This window comes from Caballeronia humi (assembly GCF_001544475.1).
GTDB lineage: Bacteria > Pseudomonadota > Gammaproteobacteria > Burkholderiales > Burkholderiaceae > Caballeronia > Caballeronia humi.
In genome coordinates, this window is sequence record NZ_FCNW02000031.1 from 21,515 (window position 1) to 39,054 (window position 17,540).

At 63.8% G+C, this 17,540-nt stretch carries 20 protein-coding genes; 9 read left to right on the top strand and 11 right to left on the bottom strand.

The features are described 5' to 3' along the window. Positions 1–2 precede the first annotated feature (2 nt). From AWB65_RS23335 to AWB65_RS23355, 5 genes are all read right to left on the bottom strand, one after another. Complete coding sequence (locus AWB65_RS23335) at positions 3–875, bottom strand: type 2 periplasmic-binding domain-containing protein (protein WP_087669398.1); 873 nt, start codon at positions 873–875, stop codon at positions 3–5. Further along, positions 868–1,719, bottom strand: coding sequence for an ABC transporter permease (locus tag AWB65_RS23340; RefSeq protein WP_200821773.1), 852 nt, complete (start codon positions 1,717–1,719; stop codon positions 868–870). Before AWB65_RS23340 ends, AWB65_RS23335 begins: the two co-directional genes overlap by 8 nt. After that, on the bottom strand, positions 1,712–2,548 hold the full coding sequence (locus AWB65_RS23345) for an ABC transporter ATP-binding protein (RefSeq protein WP_087669399.1): 837 nt from the start codon (positions 2,546–2,548) through the stop codon (positions 1,712–1,714). Before AWB65_RS23345 ends, AWB65_RS23340 begins: the two co-directional genes overlap by 8 nt. Continuing rightward, positions 2,545–3,540 carry an ABC transporter substrate-binding protein gene (locus AWB65_RS23350; RefSeq protein ID WP_374729760.1) on the bottom strand — a complete coding sequence of 332 codons (996 nt, stop codon included), beginning with the start codon at positions 3,538–3,540 and terminating at the stop codon, positions 2,545–2,547. Before AWB65_RS23350 ends, AWB65_RS23345 begins: the two co-directional genes overlap by 4 nt. Before the next feature lie 253 nt (positions 3,541–3,793). Continuing rightward, positions 3,794–4,564 carry an SDR family NAD(P)-dependent oxidoreductase gene (locus tag AWB65_RS23355; protein ID WP_087669401.1) on the bottom strand — a complete coding sequence of 257 codons (771 nt, stop codon included), beginning with the start codon at positions 4,562–4,564 and terminating at the stop codon, positions 3,794–3,796. A gap of 192 nt (positions 4,565–4,756) precedes the next feature. On the opposite strand from AWB65_RS23355, the gene AWB65_RS23360 reads away from it, so the two are divergent. Then, positions 4,757–4,960, top strand: a complete 204-nt coding sequence (locus AWB65_RS23360; protein WP_112006216.1) for a hypothetical protein — start codon at positions 4,757–4,759, stop codon at positions 4,958–4,960. On the opposite strand, the gene AWB65_RS23365 is transcribed toward AWB65_RS23360, so the two are convergent. Then, positions 4,957–5,349: a cupin domain-containing protein gene (locus AWB65_RS23365; RefSeq protein WP_087669403.1), complete on the bottom strand. Its 393-nt coding sequence runs from the start codon at positions 5,347–5,349 to the stop codon at positions 4,957–4,959. The genes AWB65_RS23360 and AWB65_RS23365 overlap by 4 nt on opposite strands. Positions 5,350–5,834: 485 nt before the next feature. Here AWB65_RS23365 and AWB65_RS23370 point away from each other — a divergent pair, with 485 nt between their 5' ends. Both AWB65_RS23370 and aroQ read left to right on the top strand, forming a co-directional pair. Then, positions 5,835–7,268 carry an MFS transporter gene (locus AWB65_RS23370; protein WP_087669404.1) on the top strand — a complete coding sequence of 478 codons (1,434 nt, stop codon included), beginning with the start codon at positions 5,835–5,837 and terminating at the stop codon, positions 7,266–7,268. A gap of 170 nt (positions 7,269–7,438) precedes the next feature. Next, a complete protein-coding gene (aroQ, locus tag AWB65_RS23375; RefSeq protein ID WP_087669405.1) occupies positions 7,439–7,873 on the top strand; it encodes a type II 3-dehydroquinate dehydratase in 435 nt (144 codons plus the stop codon). Positions 7,874–7,949: 76 nt separating this feature from the next. Here the strand turns inward: aroQ and AWB65_RS36695 are convergent, their stop codons facing one another. The 3 genes from AWB65_RS36695 to AWB65_RS23385 form a co-directional block, all read right to left on the bottom strand. After that, positions 7,950–8,114 carry a hypothetical protein gene (locus AWB65_RS36695; RefSeq protein ID WP_200821774.1) on the bottom strand — a complete coding sequence of 55 codons (165 nt, stop codon included), beginning with the start codon at positions 8,112–8,114 and terminating at the stop codon, positions 7,950–7,952. Between the two features lie 63 nt (positions 8,115–8,177). Next, positions 8,178–8,462 carry a hypothetical protein gene (locus AWB65_RS23380; protein ID WP_087669406.1) on the bottom strand — a complete coding sequence of 95 codons (285 nt, stop codon included), beginning with the start codon at positions 8,460–8,462 and terminating at the stop codon, positions 8,178–8,180. Positions 8,463–8,591: 129 nt separating this feature from the next. Then, positions 8,592–9,065, bottom strand: a complete 474-nt coding sequence (locus AWB65_RS23385; RefSeq protein ID WP_087669407.1) for an Lrp/AsnC family transcriptional regulator — start codon at positions 9,063–9,065, stop codon at positions 8,592–8,594. Between the two features lie 320 nt (positions 9,066–9,385). Between AWB65_RS23385 and AWB65_RS23390 the strand changes: the two genes are divergently transcribed. The 3 genes from AWB65_RS23390 (at position 9,386) to AWB65_RS23400 (ending at position 12,399) form a co-directional block, all read left to right on the top strand. Beyond that, positions 9,386–10,816, top strand: coding sequence for an amino acid permease (locus tag AWB65_RS23390; protein WP_087669408.1), 1,431 nt, complete (start codon positions 9,386–9,388; stop codon positions 10,814–10,816). Positions 10,817–10,901: 85 nt separating this feature from the next. Continuing rightward, entirely contained in the window at positions 10,902–12,101 is a 1,200-nt protein-coding gene (locus AWB65_RS23395) for an amino acid aminotransferase (protein ID WP_087669409.1), read from the top strand. A 34-nt stretch (positions 12,102–12,135) separates the two neighbouring features. Continuing rightward, positions 12,136–12,399, top strand: coding sequence for a hypothetical protein (locus AWB65_RS23400; RefSeq protein WP_087669410.1), 264 nt, complete (start codon positions 12,136–12,138; stop codon positions 12,397–12,399). 4 nt (positions 12,400–12,403) lie between these two features. Here the strand turns inward: AWB65_RS23400 and AWB65_RS23405 are convergent, their stop codons facing one another. Next, positions 12,404–12,778 carry a hypothetical protein gene (locus AWB65_RS23405; RefSeq protein ID WP_087669411.1) on the bottom strand — a complete coding sequence of 125 codons (375 nt, stop codon included), beginning with the start codon at positions 12,776–12,778 and terminating at the stop codon, positions 12,404–12,406. Between the two features lie 120 nt (positions 12,779–12,898). Between AWB65_RS23405 and AWB65_RS23410 the strand changes: the two genes are divergently transcribed. The 3 genes from AWB65_RS23410 (at position 12,899) to AWB65_RS23420 (ending at position 16,653) form a co-directional block, all read left to right on the top strand. Continuing rightward, the gene (locus AWB65_RS23410) at positions 12,899–13,147 is read left to right on the top strand and encodes a hypothetical protein (protein WP_087669412.1); all 249 of its coding nucleotides are present in this window, start codon (positions 12,899–12,901) and stop codon (positions 13,145–13,147) included. Positions 13,148–13,282: 135 nt separating this feature from the next. After that, positions 13,283–13,600, top strand: a complete 318-nt coding sequence (locus AWB65_RS23415; RefSeq protein WP_087669413.1) for a hypothetical protein — start codon at positions 13,283–13,285, stop codon at positions 13,598–13,600. Positions 13,601–13,950: 350 nt separating this feature from the next. Continuing rightward, the gene (locus AWB65_RS23420) at positions 13,951–16,653 is read left to right on the top strand and encodes an outer membrane protein assembly factor BamB family protein (RefSeq protein ID WP_087669414.1); all 2,703 of its coding nucleotides are present in this window, start codon (positions 13,951–13,953) and stop codon (positions 16,651–16,653) included. A gap of 31 nt (positions 16,654–16,684) precedes the next feature. Here AWB65_RS23420 and AWB65_RS23425 read toward each other — a convergent pair whose 3' ends face one another. Beyond that, on the bottom strand, positions 16,685–17,296 hold the full coding sequence (locus AWB65_RS23425; protein WP_087669415.1) for a histidine phosphatase family protein: 612 nt from the start codon (positions 17,294–17,296) through the stop codon (positions 16,685–16,687). Between the last annotated feature and the right edge of the window lie 244 nt (positions 17,297–17,540).

A 17,540-nucleotide genomic window follows, 5' to 3' on the forward strand; every position in this document is an offset into this window, starting at 1 on the left:
CTTCAATGGCAATACAAGTCGTTCTCCGCGTTGAACATGTCGAAGGCGAGACGGCTTGCGAGGTCCTGACGCACGGCCGATAACCAGCGCTCGCGGCGCCAGTCGCGCACGGCGTCATCGATTGAGGCGGCAGTGGGGACATCGCCGCCCGCCGAGGCAATGAACGCGGGCGATGCCGCGATCGTGCCCGGCAGCGCGCGATAGTAGGCCCAGCCGGATTGCTTGAGCAAAGCGCGGACGACGAGTTCATCGTCGACGAGTGCCGCGCATTCACCGGCCTGAAACGCGAGCAGGGCGTCGAGCGGACGTTCGAAGCTTTGCAATGTTGCGTGATGACGCCGCGCCGCTTGCGCCGCGAAAGGACTTCCCGCCGATGCACAGATCGCACGTCCGCGCAGATCGTCCCAGTCTTTCACGTTGCCATGCCGCAGCACGAGCGCGAGGCCGCGTCCGGTCGAATAGGACGTCGGCGCGAAGGCGAGCGATGCTTCGGGCGCGAACGGCAGGCCGGCAATCGCTACATCGGCCTTGCCCGAGCGCACCGCCTCTTGCGCCGCGCGCGGCTCGGCGAGCACGAACGTGACCGGCAGTCCGGCGCGGCGTCCGAGGTCGTTGGCGAGCGCGGCGGAGAAGGGATCGGGCGATCGCAACGTCCGGTCGACGTGGCCGACGGTCAGCGTTGGCTGAGGCCGCGGCGGCACGGCCACGATCAGCGTGCCTCGCGCGGATGCCGCGGCGAAAGCGCGATCGGTATCGAAGTAGGTTCGCAGGGTATCTTCCCGCGACAGCGCGGCTAAAACAGCGAGCGCGGCAAATCTGGCCGGCAGCCAGCGAAGCCACCCGGCGCCTGCATCGGAAAGGCCGACTCTAGCCATTCTGTGCCAGGCCCACTCGCCACCTGAGCAGCCGCCGCTCGAGCAGCGACAGGCTCTGGTTGATCGCGAGCCCGAAGAGCGCGAGCAGCACGATGCCGGCGTACATGTCGGGAATCTGGAACGTCTCCTGCGAGTTCAGCGTGTAAAAGCCGAGCCCCGAGCGCGCGCCGATCATCTCGGCCGCGACGAGCGCCGTGATGCTGTACGCGCCCGCGATCCGGATGCCCGTCAGGATTTCGGGCAACGCGGCAGGCAGCACGACCTTCGCAAAGATGAACCCTTGCGACGCACCCATCGACCGCGCGCCGTCGATGAAGATGCGCTCGACCTGCTTCACGCCCGAGATCGTATTGAGCAGCACCGGCCAGAACGCGGCCCACACGATGATCGCGATCTTCGACGATTCGCCGATCCCGAGGAACAGCATGAAGACCGGAAACAGCGCGAACGCGGAAACCTGGCGCAGCAACTGATAGAGCGGATCGGCGATGCGCTCGGCGCGGCGAAACCATCCGAGCGTGAAGCCGCAGACGACGCCGCCTGCGACTGCGAGCAACAGTCCGCTGATCGAGCGGATCGCGCTGGCGCTCAGGTGCTTCCAGACTTCGCCGCCATCGAAGAGCCGGGCGATCGCGACGAACACGGCCGACGGCGGGCTGAGATACGCTGCACTCACCATTCCGAGCCTCGGCAGCAGTTCCCACAGCAGGAGAAAGCCGACGAGCGCGATGCTTCGATCGAACGTGGCCCAGAGTCGGGCGCGTCGTTCGACGGATGGCGCGGCGGCTTTGCGACGTTCAGCAGCGATCGGAATCTCGCGCGCCCTGACGATCTGATCAGACATGGGGCGCTCCGGCGTAGATGTCGTCAGGCGTCTCGACAGAAGCCGCGACGCTCCGCAACGCGCCGATCTCCGCGCTCAGGCTGTTCCAGGCGCGCTGGCTGAGCGCGATGAACGCGGCCGAATGACGAATCGCCGGCCCACGCGGACGCGGCAGATCGACGTCGATGATCTCCTTCACACGTCCCGGCCCACGTCCCATGACGGCCACCCGGTCCGACAGAAAAATCGCTTCATCGATACTGTGCGTGACGAACACGACCGTCTTCGCGCTCTGCTCCCAGATGCCGAGCAGTTCCTGTTGCAGCGACTCGCGCGTTTGCGCATCGAGGGCGCCGAACGGCTCGTCCATCAGCAGGACCTCGGGACCATAAGCAAGCGCCCTCGCGATCGCCACGCGCTGGCGCATGCCGCCAGAAAGCTGATGCGGATAGTGATCGGCGAAATCGATCAGGCCGACGAGTTGCAGATACCGCTCCGCCTCCGCTCTGCGTTGCGCGCGGCTCACGCCGCGAATCTCAAGCCCGGTCTCGACGTTCTTCCTCACCGTGCGCCATGGAAAGAGCGCATAACCCTGAAACACGACGCCGAGCTTGTCGCGCACGGCGACGACCGGCTGCCCGTCGATGCGGATATCGCCCGACGTGTGCGGCACGAGCCCGGCGAGGATGTTGAGAAACGTCGATTTGCCGCAGCCGCTAGGCCCCAGCAGCGAAAGAAACTCGCCCTCGCGCACGGCGAGATCGAAGCCCTTCAGCACGGTCTGGCTCGCATAGGCGAGCGAGAGATCGCGCGCGACGATCTTGTCGCGATGACGCGCCGTCTCGCTCATGAGCGGCTCCCGGCGGCGCGCAGCGTTGCATTTGCTTGTGACTGCTTGCCGGCGAGCGCGTTGAATTCGTTCGTATAGACGTCCTTCACCGCGACCTTGCCCTTGGGGATTTTCCCGGCCTGTTCGAGGATGTCGATGTAGTACTGAATCGGCGGCTCGGTGACGACGAGGTCCTTTACATACGCATAGCGCTCGACGAGATTCACGTCGATGCCGAGCCGTTCGGCCGTAAGCTCGCGCGCTTCTTCGGGGTGCTCGTTGACCCAGTTGCCGGCCTTCGCGATCGCGCTCACGAAATCCTTCACCGCCTGCGGATGCGCGCGCGCGAATGCGCCGTTCACGCTATACGGCGCCATGCCGCCGAGACCGCCGTCTTCGTCCCAGTCGCTCCACAGCTTGTGAAGCTGCGCATCGTGCTCGGCGGCACCGGAGAACGGTGGATGAATGATCGCGATATCGACGTTTTTCGTGACGAGCGCCTGCTGCGATTGATTGTCGGGCACGACGAGCCAGTTCACCTTCGACACGTCCACGCCATGTTGCGACAGATACTTCTTCGTCACGAACTCCGCGCATGCGCCGAAGCTGTTGAACGCGACCGTCTTGCCTTCGAAGTCTTTCGGCTCGCGAATGCCCGAGTCCTTGCGCGCGAAATATTTCATGTGCGGCGCGTCGGGCAGCGTTTCGCCGCCGGCGGACACGACCTTGATGTCCGCGCCGCTCGCGATCGCCGAGATGACGAGCGGCACCATGCGCGTGCCGAAATCGATCTCGCCGGTCCCGACGAGCGGAATGATCTGCGGCGCCGAGACCTTGCCGACGTACTTCGGACGGGTGCTCGTGTTCTCGAAATAGCCGAGCTTGTCGGCGAGGTAGACGAGGTCGAACGCCGGGTTGTCGGGATACTTGAAGTATGTGATTTCCTGACGAGCCGACGCCGCATTCGCCGATGCCTGCGTCGCACCGTCCTGGGGCTTGCAGGCGGCGAGCATGAGCACTGAGGCCGCCACGCACGCCGCGACGAGGGAACCTTTGAGTCCGTGTGAACGGAACGACAAGTAAGAGGCCGTCATTGGATTGAACCTGAAGAATGGAAGCGAGGAATCGGGCGCGAGGTATTCAGCGCGTTACCGGAAATTCTCGCTTCAGGCAAACGACAGTCCAACCAATAAAACGTGCTTAGGTTAGCTCGTGTTCACGGATGCAGCCTTACTCACGCTTCGCTGTCAGGCCAGGTGCTCCTCGTCAGAACGATTCCCTGTAGGGGCGCAGGTCGGCTTCCTGCGTCCAGGCGCTTCGATGCTGCATATGAAGTTGCCAATAGGTCTCGGCGATGGCGTCGGGCAACAGCAGGCCGTCGGCGCCTGCCTGTTCGACGCGCTGCGGCGCGCCCTGACGCAGCCGTTCGCCATCGATCCCGCCGTCGATTACGACGTGCGCGACGTGGATGCCGCGCGGCCCGAACTCGCGCGCGAAGCTCTGCGACAGCGAGCGCAGCGCGGCCTTGGCGGCTGCGAATGCGGCAAACGGCGGCCTTCCGCGCAGCGCGGCGGTGGCGCCGGTGAAGAGCAGAGTGCCGAGACCGTGCGATGCCTCTGCGTCGCGACCGTTGTCGAGCAGCGCGCGCAAAGCGGCCTGACCGAATACGAAGCCGCCGATCACGTTGACGCGCAGCGCGTCTTCGAACTGCACGGCGGTGAGGTCGAGCGACGGCGCGCGGATGCCGCTCGCCGCGTTGAAGACCGCCGCATGCAGCGCACCGATTTCGCTCACGCGCGCGGCAATGCGTTTGATCGATGTCTCATCCGCCACGTCGCCGGGGAATGCGTAGGCATCGCCACCGGCGGCACGGATTTCATCGGCGAGGGCTTCGACGCGCGATGCGGTGCGCCCCGTCAGCGCGACGGCGAAGCCTTCCTTGGCGAAGCGGCGTGCGACGGCGGCACCGAGCCCGGCCGATGCACCGACACCGGCGATCCACGCGACGGGTTTTGATGAGACGGAGGGTAGGTTCATGCAGTAAACCTATACCGGACACGCACCACTTTGAAACAATCAAAAGCAATAAGCATTTTCGGCTGGGCGTATGGAAGGCGCTTTCCGAGCCCTATGCTCAGGCCAATATCGAAATGACCTATCCATCGTTCAGTTCGTTTTATTGGAGGCCTATGCTTGGGAGAGGGATCATCCCAGCGTAGGGAGAGACGAATGAAAATGCTCACTCGACTTGACATGGCAGCGCGGCTTGCCAAGGCATGGCGCCGACCGCCGAAGCCTCAACGCACCGAAGCGGCGCATCACGATTCGGAGAACCTGGAACGGCTCGCGGTCTGCGCGTGCAGCGGGTATTTCCACGGCGGCGATGTCGCCGCACCGTTTGTGTTCGTCTCCGAGATCCGGTTGAGGGATTAGGCGCGCGCTGGCTGAAGTTCGACGACGGCCAGTCTAGCCGCCGTATCGCCGATCACGCGGCTTCGATGCCCGCGCCCGGTCGTATCTTCGAGAAGGAGGACGTCGCCGGTGCGGACCGGCTGACATTCGCCGTCCGATGCCTCGAACTCCATCTCTCCCTGAAGAACAAATATCCACATGCGAAGCGGCGACGGATGCAACTCGCCGATCCATCCCGCAGGCAACAGCAGGAAGCCGCTACGTAAAGCCGGTACAAAACTTGAAACGCCGAAGGCTGGCGCGGGAGGCGCGAAATCGCGCGTGAACGTCTCGATGACTGCCGGTTCGAAATGCGATTCGCCGCCGCCATCATCGGCGTAGAGCCGCATATAGTTCAGTGCAGACGACATTGCGTGCCTCCCTCGGCCTCGTTACCAGCACACTATCCCTCGCACGATTGTGCGCTCAAAACGCATTCTGATTTTCCGTCCGGCCGCATTATGATTGCGCACTCGCATAGTAATTTAGCGCTACGGGTTGCAGTGCACAAACGCGAAAACGCGTGCTTAGATCAGGCCCGAATCGTGCGCCGCTCCGCTCGCGTGCCCGAATGCAAGCGTGCCTCGGGCCAATCGTCATCGGGTTTTGCCTCATCGTAAGGCAACGGTTCAAGCGCGATGATCGAAGGCGGCTTGTTTCTGTTCCATGGCATGGCGATTCTGGAACTGCCCGTCGAGCAGCCAGTTCGATCAACCCGTAACGAGCACTGGAGTTATCAAAAGAAATACGGTATCGAAGAAGACGCGGAGCGCCCTTCGTGGGCAATCCATCGCAGTCAGTGTGTCGGAGAGGTGGCCCGAGAAGCTGTCCCAACGCTCGAGAATCAGGAGACAACATGGAAACGAATTCGCTGTCGAAAGGCGGCCCCGTCGATCCCGACGACAACCATCACCGCAAGCAGACCAAGAAAGCTACGGCGAGCGGCTGGATCGGCTCGGCGCTCGAGTATTACGACTTCTTCATCTACGCGCAGGCTGCCGCGCTGATCTTCCCACAGTTGTTCTTCCCGTCCGGTAATCCGAAGGTGGCGATCGTCGCGTCGCTCGCGACTTATGGTGTCGGCTACGTGGCGCGTCCGATCGGCGCGTTCTTCCTCGGCCACTGGGGCGATACGCACGGCCGTAAAACCGTGCTGCTGGTCTGCATGTTCCTGATGGGCGGATCGACGATGGCGGTCGGTCTCCTGCCGACGTATCACCAGGTCGGCATGCTTGCCCCGACGCTGCTCGTGATCCTGCGCCTGGCACAGGGCTTCGCGGTCGCCGGCGAAATCTCCGGCGCCAGTTCGATGATTCTCGAACACGCGCCTTTCGGCCGACGCGGCTATTACGCGAGCTTCACGCTGCAGGGCGTGCAGGCCGGCCAGATCCTGGCCGCTGCGATCTTCCTGCCGCTCGCGTACTTCATGCCGGAAGAGGCGTTCAATTCCTGGGGCTGGCGCATTCCGTTCCTGCTGTCCGCCGGCGTGCTGTTCGCGGGCTACATCATCCGCCGCGAAGTCGACGAAACCCCGGCGTTCGCCAACGAAGCCGATGCGGCCGCGCTGCCGAAGTCGCCGATCAAGGAAGCTTTCGTCTACTGCTGGAAGGACATGATCCGCGTCGTCTGCATGGCGCTGATGAACGTGATCCCGGTCGTCGCGACGATCTTCGGTGCCGCCTATGCGGTGCAGGCGGCCTATGGCGTCGGCTTTCCGAAGAGCGTCTACCTTTGGATTCCGGTCGTCGGGAATATCGTCGCCGTGCTGGTGATTCCGTATGTCGGCGATCTGTCGGACCGGATTGGCCGCAAGATTCCGGTCGCGGTCGGGGCGGTCGCTTCTGGCGTGCTGTCGTTCGGCTACCTGTACGCGATCAGCATCCATAGCGTGCCGCTGGCGTTCCTCATGTCGATCCTGATGTGGGGCGTGGTCTATCAGGGTTACAACGCGATCTTCCCGAGCTTCTACCCGGAACTGTTCCCGACCCGCGCCCGCGTCTCGGCGATGGCGATCTCCCAGAACGTCGGCACGCTGATCACAGCGTTGCTGCCAGCGGTCTTCGCGACGGTCGCGCCTCCAGGGTCGAACAACATCCCGATGACGGTGGGCACGATCACTCTGGCTGTCACAATCATCGCGGCGCTGGCGGCGTGGAGTGCGCGGGAGACGTATCGCATCCCGATGAGCCAGCTCGGCGAACCCGATGCCCGTCCGATGGACAAGGCCGAGTACGACCGCCTGCGCGCGCAGACCGTCGCCGACGAGAAGCTGGTGAAGGCGTCCGCGTAAGGTACGCATGAGACGGCCGCGCCACGGGGCGCGGCCGGTTCCTCTCCGTTCAAATCATTCCTGAACCCGGCGACAGCGCGGCGCATTAAAATGCGCCCGCCGCCTTCTCCGCCGCGGCTTTGCGCCCCGAGTCAATCAACAGCCCCATCCGTTCAACCGAAGGAACAATCATGAAAAAGATCGTGATGCTTCATGGCATCAACCACAACATGTTCGGCAAGCGCGACCCGAAGCAGTACGGCACGGTCACGCTCGACGAAATCGATGCCAAGCTGCAGGCGCTCGGCAAGGAACTGGGCGTGGAAGTGGAGAGCTATCAGACGAACAGCGAAGGCGACATGTGCGACCGTATCCACAAGGCCTACGCTGACAACGCTGCCGCTGTGCTGATCAACGCGGGCGCGTGGACGCACTACAGCTACGGCATCCGCGATGCGCTCGCGATTCTGACGGTGCCGATCGTGGAGATCCATATGTCCAACATCCACGCGCGCGAGGAGTTTCGCCACAAGTCGGTGTTCGCCGAGATCGTGAAAGGACAGATTTGCGGATTTGGCGTGGAAAGTTATCTGCTCGGCCTGCGGGCCGCGCTTTCCGCGATGTGATGTGAAGTGACTTGAAGATTGAAGATTTGAAGCAGACCGCCGCGTCGCTCGACGCGGCTTTTTTAATCAGCCGGACTCAATCCAGGCTGAGCGTGCGGCCCCGGCCGAGCGCGAAGGCTTCGCGGTCATCCGCATCGGCGCGGCGCTCGAAACCCGGATCGCGCACTTGAGCGCCACGGACGAACAATACGACGCAAAACGCGACCATCATCCAGATTCCCAGAACGATCATCCAGTTCATTGCTTTTCCCCGAAACGTGGCAAGTGCGCTTTTCGATGCGCGAGTGAAAGGTGTTGCGGTCGATCAGTGACGCACGGGCGCCGAGGGCAGCGCGAGCAGCCGCTCGATCAGCTTGTGCGCCAGTGCGCGTTGTTCCTTGAGTGCCAGCTCGTCTTCGCGGGCGCTGGCGGCGCTGCCCGTCGCGGTCCAGCCGAGCTTGCCGGCAAGACGCATGATGTTGGCCGACGCCTTGTCGAGCGCGAGCATGAGATCAGCTTCGGTGGCGGGGAGATCGAGAATGGACACCGACTTCAGGGCGGTTGCGCTGCGCGGTTCGATCTCGGCGATGTATTCGATGCTGTGCGACATGTCGGCGTCCTCTTGAGTGGATGAGTCAAGTGTGGGGTCTCGGCCTCGAATCCAATCGTTGGAACAGCGCGGGTTTTTCGCCTCAATTCATCGTTGATCGTGTCGCCGTCTTTCCAGGGAAAGAAGCGGTCAGACTTCGAGCGGCATCGCGCTCGTGCCTTTCAGTTCGTCGAGACAGACGATCGACTGGACGCGGCTCACGCCGGGGATTTGCATGAGCGTGTCGAGCAGGAATTCGGACAGCGCTCTCAGATCGCGCGCGACCACTTTCAGCACGTAATCGATATCGCCGGTGACGGAAAAACACTCCTGGATCTGCGCGAGCTTCGCGACGAACTCCTTGAACTTCATCAGGTCACGGATATGCCCGCGCTCCATCGTCACCTGGATGAACGCGACGACGCCGAAACCGAGGCTCTCGGCGTCCAGCCGCGTCTCATAGCGGCGGATCACGCCGATTTCCTCCAGCCTCCGATGACGCCGCAAGGTCTGCGCGGGCGAAAGCTTGATCGCCTGCGCGAGTTCGAGGTTCGACATCCGGCCGTTTTCCTGCAGCGCGCCGAGCAGACGCATGTCGATACGGTCGAGCGTCACGTTATGCACTTTTATTTCCTTTTAGCGGGGAAGATGGCGTTTTCGGTGCATCAGTCAGGGTTTGCCAGCGTGCCTTATGAAATCCTATTTTGCCATCTCAAATATACACTGGGTGCCGCTGCACGAGAGGCGCATAAGCTAAAATCGCCCGCTGCGGAAGCACGCGGCGACATAAGCGGCAAACGTTGACTCGGAAATTTAATTGCGCGCAGGCCAATAGCGACGCAACCGGTATGCGAAACCCGGCGCCACGAACGCCGGGCGGCGCGCGGCGCGAAATCCACCCGAATTCGTGCCCGCACAAAATCGAAAAACGGAGACAAGTACAGATGGTTTCAGGCAAAGAAGGCTACGGAGGCAACGCTGGCGGCGAAGAGCTCAAGCGCGGGCTCAAGAACCGTCATATCCAGTTGATCGCGCTCGGCGGCGCGATCGGCACAGGGCTTTTCCTCGGCATCGCGCAGACGATCAAGATGGCGGGCCCCTCGGTGCTGCTCGGCTACGCAATCGCGGGCGCCATCGCGTTCCTGATCATGCGGCAACTGGGCGAGATGGTCGTCGACGAACCCGTCGCCGGCTCGTTCAGCCACTTCGCCAACAAGTATTGCGGGCACTTCGCCGGCTTCATGTCGGGCTGGAACTACTGGGTGCTGTACATCCTCGTGAGCATGGCGGAGCTGTCGGCGGTGGGGATCTACGTCCAGTACTGGTGGCCCGGCGTGCCGACGTGGGTCTCCGCGCTCGTGTTCTTCGGGCTCATCAACGCGATCAACCTGACGAGCGTCAAGTCCTTCGGCGAGATGGAATTCTGGTTTGCGATCGTCAAGGTGCTGGCGATCGTCGGCATGATCGGGTTCGGCGGCTATCTGCTGTTTTCCGGCACGGCCGGCCCCGAAGCCAGCGTCACGAACCTGTGGCAACGCGGCGGGTTCTTCCCGAACGGCATGAGCGGCCTCGTCATGGCGATGGCCGTGATCATGTTCTCGTTCGGCGGGCTGGAACTCGTCGGCATCACGGCGGCCGAAGCCGACGATCCCTCGAAAAGCATCCCCCGCGCGACCAACCAGGTGATCTACCGGATCCTGATTTTCTACGTGGGCGCGCTTGGCGTGCTGCTGTCGCTTTATCCGTGGGAAAAGGTTGCGACCGGCGGCAGCCCGTTCGTGCTGATTTTCCACGCGATGAACAGCAACGTCGTCGCGCACGTGCTGAACGCCGTCGTGCTGACGGCTGCACTTTCCGTGTACAACAGCGGTGTCTATTGCAACAGCCGCATGCTCTACGGCCTCGCCAAGCAAGGCAACGCGCCGCGCGCGCTGCTGAAGGTCAACCGGCGCGGTATTCCGCTCGCGGCGCTCGGCGTCTCGGCGTTCGCGACCGGCGCCTGCGTGCTGATCAACTACTTCATGCCGGGCAAGGCGTTCGAACTGCTGATGGGGCTCGTGGTATCGGCGCTCATCATCAACTGGGCGATGATCAGCATCATTCACCTGAAGTTTCGCAGCGACAAGCGCAAGGCCGGCCAGACGACCACGTTCCGCAGCCTCGGCTATCCGTTCACGAACTACCTGTGTCTCGCATTCCTGGCGGGCATTCTGGTCATCATGTACATCACGCCGGGCCTGCAGCTTTCCGTGTATCTGATTCCGGTGTGGCTGCTGGTGCTCGCGATCAGCTACCGCTTTCGTTCGCGCGATGGTGCTGTTTCGAGCGCGACGGCCGTCACGGCGCGCAAACCTTCCGTGGCCGATAATCGATGATTGAGCCGGGCGCCATGTCTGGCGCCTTTCCCGGCGGCCGTCGGTACGACGTCCGCTTTCCCGCTCCGACCGACAAGCAAACATCATGTTCGAACATATCGATGCATATCCCGGCGACCCGATCCTCAGCCTGAACGAAGATTTCCAGAAGGACCCGCGCAGCAACAAGGTCAATCTGAGCATCGGCATCTATTTCGATGACGAGGGGCGTCTGCCCGTGATGCGCGCCGTCCACGAAGCCGAGGCGGCGATCCTGAACGAGCCGGGCCCGAAACCCTATCTGCCGATGGCCGGTTTCGCGCATTATCGCGACGCCGTGCAGGCGCTCGTGTTCGGCGAGAACCCGGCGCGCGCGGACGGCCGCATCGCGACGGTGCAGACGCTCGGCGGCTCGGGCGCGCTGAAAGTCGGTGCTGACTTCATCAAGCGCTATTTCCCGAAATCGCAAGTGTGGGTCAGCGATCCGACGTGGGAAAACCATCGCTTCATCTTCGAGCGCGCGGGTTTCGAGGTGAATACGTACCCGTACTACGACGAAGCGACCGGTGGCCTGAAGTTCGACGCGATGCTCGCCGCGATCGACGCGCTGCCCGCAAAAAGCATCGTCCTGTTGCACGCGTGCTGCCACAACCCGACGGGTGTCGATCTCGACCGCGCGCAGTGGGAGCGGCTGATCGGCGTGCTTCAGGCGCGCGACTTGCTGCCCTTCGTGGACATGGCGTACCAGGGTTTCGGCGCCGGCCTCGACGACGATGCCTTCGCCGTGCGCGAACTGGCGCGGCGCGGTGTGACGGCGCTCGTCGCGAATTCGTTCTCGAAGAACTTTTCGCTCTACGGCGAACGCTGCGGCGGCCTGCACGTGATTTGCGAGGATGCGGACGCGGCAGGTCGCGTGCTCGGCCAGTTGACCGGCTCGGTGCGCTCGAACTACAGCAATCCGCCGACGCACGGCGCGAAGATCGTCACGCGTGTGCTGACTACGCCGGCGCTTGAGGCATCGTGGAAAAGCGAGCTTGCGGCGATGTGCCAGCGCATCGCTCGGATGCGTGTCGCGATCCACGACGGCCTGCGCGACCACGTGCGCGGCGAGGCGCTGTCGCGTTATGTGAAGCAGCGTGGCATGTTCACGTACACCGGGCTCTCGGCGGCGCAGGTTGACAGGCTGCGCGAGGAGTTCGGGGTGTACATCCTGCGCTCGGGGCGGATGTGCGTCGCGGGGCTGAACGAGACGAACGTCGGGCCGGTGGTGGAGGCGTTCGGCAAGGTGCTCGCCGCCAGCAAGTAACAGGGTGTCATCCGGCGCCCGCAAGGAGACGTCGATGAACAGAATCCTGATGCTTTGCCTGATCGGCGCGTGCTGCGCGTCGGCGGCGGCTCACGCGGAACTCAACGACCGCACGAAGAAGCTGCTTCAGACGCAGGCGCTGACGAAGCAGTCGGAGCAAAAAAAGCCGAAAGCCGCCGACGACGACCAGACTGTCATGCGCGGCGGCTCGACTTTATCGACGACGCCCTCGCCCTCGCCCTCGCCCTCGCCGGGGCGCGCCGCCGCTGGTGGAAATGTTCCGGCTGCGAAGCCTTAGCGGTTCACAGGCTCGGACACGACAACACTTGCTGCTTCGGCATCATCCCCGGGCCTTCCAGAACGGGCGATCCACGCGGCGGCGTCGCGATGAGCCGGACGCTGTCGGTTCCAGCATTCGCCAGCACGTAATTCTCAGGGCTGCCGTCCGGCTGCCAGTAGATGCGAAACACCGCGTCGTCGCGATAGACGTGCAGCATGCCGCGCACCCGCTTGCCCGCGCTGACCAGATCGACCGCTTCCCCTTCGTTCAACGAAAACGCGCCGCTCCCGGCGTCGGCGCCTTCGAGCGTGCCGCACGCCGTGTCGTCGGCCGAGGCGGCGGTCGCGGCCGTCGCAAGAAGAATGCTTAGCGATAACGCTGCAAATCTGCGTGTCATGACCTTCGTCCGATGATCGACCCGGCGCTCATCTTAACCGTGTCGCGCGGCATCCTCGGCAGGGCGGCGATGCATGTGCTAACTTGAAACGGTCGCATGCGGAATATTGCGGAGGCTGAAATGTCTGTCATCGCGCAGGACGAAAAAGCGGATTTCCTGGTCATCCTGAGTAGACACCAGCTGAACGAAGACGATTTCATGCTGGAGGAAACGGTCAACATGGACATCGTCGACGATGTCTATCCGTTGCAGGGGCACCTCACGATCGTGCGCAAGTCGACGCTGAAGCAAAAGGCGTATCGAACGGGACACGGCACGAAATGGACGTCGGAGTTCGAGAAAGATCTTAATAAAGGTGCATTTGGCTAGGGATATGGGTAGCGGATTCGGAACGGGGTCGTGCGGGCCCTGGGCGAATGTGCCGCGCCACACGACGGGAAATTGACGGACTTTCTGGCCCGGTGCATTCTTCACTGACTCGTACCAGACAAAGCGGAGTTGTCGATGGCCTCCTGTGAATTCGCGTCCTTCCGGGCACAGCTTGCGATGTTCCTGCGCGACCTGCCAGCCGGCACGACCGCCGATTTGACCGACGTGGCTGTCGCCTACTGGAACGGCAAGTGTCTCGTGGGGGCCTATTTGCGAGACGGCGGCCGCATCGACGAGGAATTCGATTTCGACGAAAACGCCTGGGGGAACTGGCAGGATGAATTCATTCACTGGCTGAGTGCGCCCAGGTTTTCGGAACGGTGGGATTTGAAGCAGGGGCTCGACAACGCGCGGCCGCCGGCGCACGGGCGGGGGGATGCCTACAGCGTTTGATGTAATGCGCTTGCTTGGGCTCCTTTGAATCGTATCGGTCTATTGGCGTTACCGTCCCTGGGACAAGCAATACTCGCGTTCCCGACCCGTTGGAAAGGCAAACCAATGTCTGGTTTTGCCTTACCGCGAATTTTTCAATTCACTTCCTTCCATCTCCGCCCCGGCGCATCCGCGCCCAATCGCTTGCGTCGCCCCAGAAAGCAAGCACCGCTTGAAACGGTAGAGACCGCTTCGCCTAGGCGTCAGTGAACCCCCTTTGGTATGGGGATTGCTGTCCGCACCCCAGCAAACACATCGAACCTCGGTCAACGTCGGCCGTGTTCCGTCATTCATCGCCCAGAGGGTGCCGCATGTCCGCCACCGCACGACTTCATCCGCTCACGACAGTCACGGCCGCCATCTTCATCGTCATCGGCGCGTTGCTCGCGATCGGCGGCGTCGGGCTCGTCATGCTCGGCGGCTCCTGGTATTACCTCATCGCCGGCATTGGCGTGCTGGTGACCGGGCTGCTGCTCCTGATCCGGCGCCGCTCCGCGCTGCTGCTCTTCGCGCTGGTGCTGTTCGCATCGACGATATGGGCCGTCGCCGAGGCACGCTTCGATTTCTGGCAGTTGCTCCCGCGCCTCGGCGTGTGGGTCGTCCTCGCGCTCTGGCTTCTGATTCCCGTCGTGCATCGCGGCGCGCTGTTCGGGCCGCCCGCGACGCCCCGCGCCGCGCGCACGCCGCTCGCCGCCGCGACCGTGCTCGCGGTGCTGCTCGGCATCGTGACGAGCTTTTACGATCCGCATGACCGGCCCGGCCGCATCGACCTGAGCGCGGCCTCCGGCGCGCTGCCCGACGATCTGCGCGCCCCTGCCGACTGGACCGACTACGGCGGCTCGCCTCACGGTCAGCGCTACTCGCCGCTCACGCAGATCACGCCCGAGAACGCGGGCAACCTGAAAGTGGCGTGGGAATTCCGCACCGGCGACATGCCCGGCCCCGACGATCCCATCGAAACCACCGACGAAAACACGCCGATCAAGGTCAGCGACACGATTTTCGTCTGCACGCCGCACAGCCGCGTGATTGCGCTCGATGCCGCGACCGGCAAGGAACGCTGGCGCTTCGATCCGCAGATCAAGAGCCCCGTCGGGTTCAAGCACTGGGAGCACATGACGTGTCGCGGAGTGTCGTACTGGGATGCGTCATTGCATCCGGCGGTGTCGGCGGCATCGGCGGCGAGTGACCGTGCCGCAGCAGTTTCGAACGATGCGACCGTGGCGGGCGTTACCGCGCCAGTCAGTGGCGCGGCCTCCGCAAGCGGTGCCGCGCCTTCGACCGATGCAATCACGGCCAGCATCACCACGCCTCCGAGTGGCGCGGCCTCCTCCAGCGGCGCGGCGCCTTCGACCGAGCCCGCCAGCCTCACGAGCGGTGCACCATCGGCAAGCCCTCACGCGCCGTCGGCAGACACGGCCGCGCTTGCGAGCAATGCTGCATCGGCGATCTCCCCCGGCGCCCCGGCAGCCCAAGTCGCCACCGCCGCCACACCCCCCACGCCAGCCGACTGCCCGAAACGCATCTTCCTGCCCACCGCCGACGCCCGCCTGATCGCCCTCGACGCCGACACCGGCAAACCTTGCTCCGGCTTCGGCAAGAATGGCGAAATCGACTTGCGCGCGAACATCGGCCCGTTCACTCCCGGCGGCTACTACTCGACCTCGCCGCCCGCCGTCACGCGCGGACTCGTGATCCTGAGCGGCCACGTCTCCGACAACGAATCGTCGAACGAGCCTTCGGGCGTCGTGCGCGCGTTCGACGTCCGCGACGGCCACCTCGTCTGGAACTGGGACGCGGGCAATCCCGGCGCGACCGAGCCGATCGCCGCCGACAAAACCTACTTGCGCAACTCGCCGAACATGTGGTCGGTATTCAGCGTCGACGAGAAGCGCGGCCTCATCTATCTGCCGATGGGCAACCAGACGCCCGACCAGTGGGGCGGCCTGCGCACGAAGGAAGCGGAGCGCTTCAGCGCGGGCGTCGTGGCGCTCGATGTCGCGACCGGCAAGCTGCGCTGGAACTATCAGTTCACGCACCACGACCTATGGGACATGGACGTCGGCGGCCAGCCGACGCTCGTCGACCTGCCGACCGCGCAGGGCATGCAGCCGGCGCTGATCGCATCGACCAAGCAGGGCAGCATCTACGTGCTCAATCGCGAAACCGGCCAGCCGCTTGTGCCGATCACCGAGACGCCCGTGCCGCAAGGCGCAGCGCCGGGCGACCACACCTCGCCGACGCAGCCCGTCTCGGCGCTCAACTTCAATCCGCCGCAACTGCGCGAGCGCGACATGTGGGGCACCAATCCGTTCGATCAGTTGTGGTGCCGGATCGCGTTCCGGAAGCTGCGCTACGACGGGCCGCTGACGCCGCCGTCGCTGCAGGGATCGCTTGTCTATCCAGGCAATTTCGGCGTGTTCGACTGGGGCGGCATCTCCGTGGATCCGGTGCATCAGGTGTTGATCGCCAACCCGGACTACATGGCGTTCACGTCCAAGCTGATTCCGCGCGAGCAGATTCCGTCGGAGGACGGCGGCAACAAGGGCAGCGAGACGAGCGGGATCAAGAAGGCGAGCGGCACGCCGTTCGGGTTCGAACTGAGCGCGTTTTTGTCGCCGCTCGGGATTCCGTGCCAGGCGCCGCCGTGGGGCTATGTCGCGGGCGTTGACCTGAAAAGCGGCAAGATCGCGTGGCAGCACAAGAACGGCACGATCCGCGATAGCGCGCCACTGCCGATTCCGATGCCGCTCGGCGTGCCGAGCCTGGGCGGCACGATCGTGACGGCGGGCGGCGTCGCGTTCCTGTCAGGGACGCTCGACTACTACGTGCGCGCCTACGATGTGCGCGACGGCAAGAAGCTCTGGCAGGCGCGCCTGCCGGCAGGCGGGCAGGCCACACCGATGAGCTACAACGATGCGCGCGGCAAGCAATACCTGGTGGTCGTCGCGGGCGGGCACGGGTCGCTCGGGACGAAGGCGGGGGATTATGTGATCGCTTACGCGTTGCCGTGAGGACGCGCGCTCTGGATGGGGCGCGCGCCGGTTATTTGATATCCGGATGCCGCACGTTCCATTGCCGGATCGCGCGGTTTTCGCGCTCGAAGCCGAGAATGCTGATCGTCGCCGTATCGAGCAGCAGATGCGCGCCGAGCGCCGCCGAATCACCGATCCAGCAGCCCGCGAACACGCGCAGGAAGTGTGCGTGAGAAAAAAGCGCGATCCGTCCCGGCGATGCCGCTAAACGCTGCACCAACGCCCGCGCCCGCCCTTCGATCTCGCCGATGCTCTCGCCTTCGGGAATCGGCGACTCCCACACCGACCAGCCCGGCGCACTCTCGCGGATTTCAGGCGTCGTGCGGCCTTCGTAGATGCCGTAGTCCCATTCGCGCAACTCGCGCTCGACTTCCGCGTGATCGCCCAGGCCGGCGAGCCGGCACGTTTCGATCGCCCGCGACATCGGGCTCGTCAGCACGAGGTCGAAATGTTCCTGCGCGAGGATCGGCGCGAGCATTTGCGCCTGCGCCCGGCCGTGCTCGGTGAGCGGGATGTCGGTGCGGCCGGTGTGCTGGCGCGACAGGCTCCATTCGGTCTCGCCATGGCGGATCAGCCAGATCTCGGCCTGGCTAGTGGAGTCTTCGGAGGCGTTGGCGTTCATCGGCGGGTCTCGCTGAGGTGTGAGGGGTTTCGACTCGACGATTCTACGACTGCATTCGAAGCGGCGCCGGTACGAGGTTTGCTCATCGTTGGGCATCGTCGTCAAGCGCAGGCATCGCCGCACCCTATCCGGCAAATGCCTTGCGCGCGCGTGGGATCGGAGCACGCAGCAATCCGCCGCGTTCTCCGTGGAATCCGCCAAAAAAACGCCCGAAACCGATCATGTCCGGCCGATACCGACGTAG

Excerpts from the sequence above, each read along its gene's own strand:
- AWB65_RS23400 (WP_087669410.1), top strand. The coding sequence starts at position 12,136 with ATGAACAGAATCCTGATGCTTTGCCTGATCGGCGCGTGCTGCGCGTCG.
- AWB65_RS23360 (WP_112006216.1), top strand. The coding sequence starts at position 4,757 with ATGAAAATGCTCACTCGACTTGACATGGCAGCGCGGCTTGCCAAGGCA.
- AWB65_RS23350 (WP_374729760.1), bottom strand. The coding sequence starts at position 3,540 with ATGCTCGCCGCCTGCAAGCCCCAGGACGGTGCGACGCAGGCATCGGCG.
- AWB65_RS23425 (WP_087669415.1), bottom strand. The coding sequence starts at position 17,296 with ATGAACGCCAACGCCTCCGAAGACTCCACTAGCCAGGCCGAGATCTGG.
- AWB65_RS23345 (WP_087669399.1), bottom strand. The coding sequence starts at position 2,548 with ATGAGCGAGACGGCGCGTCATCGCGACAAGATCGTCGCGCGCGATCTC.
- AWB65_RS23340 (WP_200821773.1), bottom strand. The coding sequence starts at position 1,719 with ATGTCTGATCAGATCGTCAGGGCGCGCGAGATTCCGATCGCTGCTGAA.
- AWB65_RS23420 (WP_087669414.1), top strand. The coding sequence starts at position 13,951 with ATGTCCGCCACCGCACGACTTCATCCGCTCACGACAGTCACGGCCGCC.
- AWB65_RS23390 (WP_087669408.1), top strand. The coding sequence starts at position 9,386 with ATGGTTTCAGGCAAAGAAGGCTACGGAGGCAACGCTGGCGGCGAAGAG.
- AWB65_RS23365 (WP_087669403.1), bottom strand. The coding sequence starts at position 5,349 with ATGTCGTCTGCACTGAACTATATGCGGCTCTACGCCGATGATGGCGGC.
- AWB65_RS23380 (WP_087669406.1), bottom strand. The coding sequence starts at position 8,462 with ATGTCGCACAGCATCGAATACATCGCCGAGATCGAACCGCGCAGCGCA.
- aroQ (WP_087669405.1), top strand. The coding sequence starts at position 7,439 with ATGAAAAAGATCGTGATGCTTCATGGCATCAACCACAACATGTTCGGC.
- AWB65_RS36695 (WP_200821774.1), bottom strand. The coding sequence starts at position 8,114 with ATGAACTGGATGATCGTTCTGGGAATCTGGATGATGGTCGCGTTTTGC.
- AWB65_RS23410 (WP_087669412.1), top strand. The coding sequence starts at position 12,899 with ATGTCTGTCATCGCGCAGGACGAAAAAGCGGATTTCCTGGTCATCCTG.
- AWB65_RS23335 (WP_087669398.1), bottom strand. The coding sequence starts at position 875 with ATGGCTAGAGTCGGCCTTTCCGATGCAGGCGCCGGGTGGCTTCGCTGG.
- AWB65_RS23405 (WP_087669411.1), bottom strand. The coding sequence starts at position 12,778 with ATGACACGCAGATTTGCAGCGTTATCGCTAAGCATTCTTCTTGCGACG.
- AWB65_RS23370 (WP_087669404.1), top strand. The coding sequence starts at position 5,835 with ATGGAAACGAATTCGCTGTCGAAAGGCGGCCCCGTCGATCCCGACGAC.
- AWB65_RS23355 (WP_087669401.1), bottom strand. The coding sequence starts at position 4,564 with ATGAACCTACCCTCCGTCTCATCAAAACCCGTCGCGTGGATCGCCGGT.
- AWB65_RS23395 (WP_087669409.1), top strand. The coding sequence starts at position 10,902 with ATGTTCGAACATATCGATGCATATCCCGGCGACCCGATCCTCAGCCTG.
- AWB65_RS23415 (WP_087669413.1), top strand. The coding sequence starts at position 13,283 with ATGGCCTCCTGTGAATTCGCGTCCTTCCGGGCACAGCTTGCGATGTTC.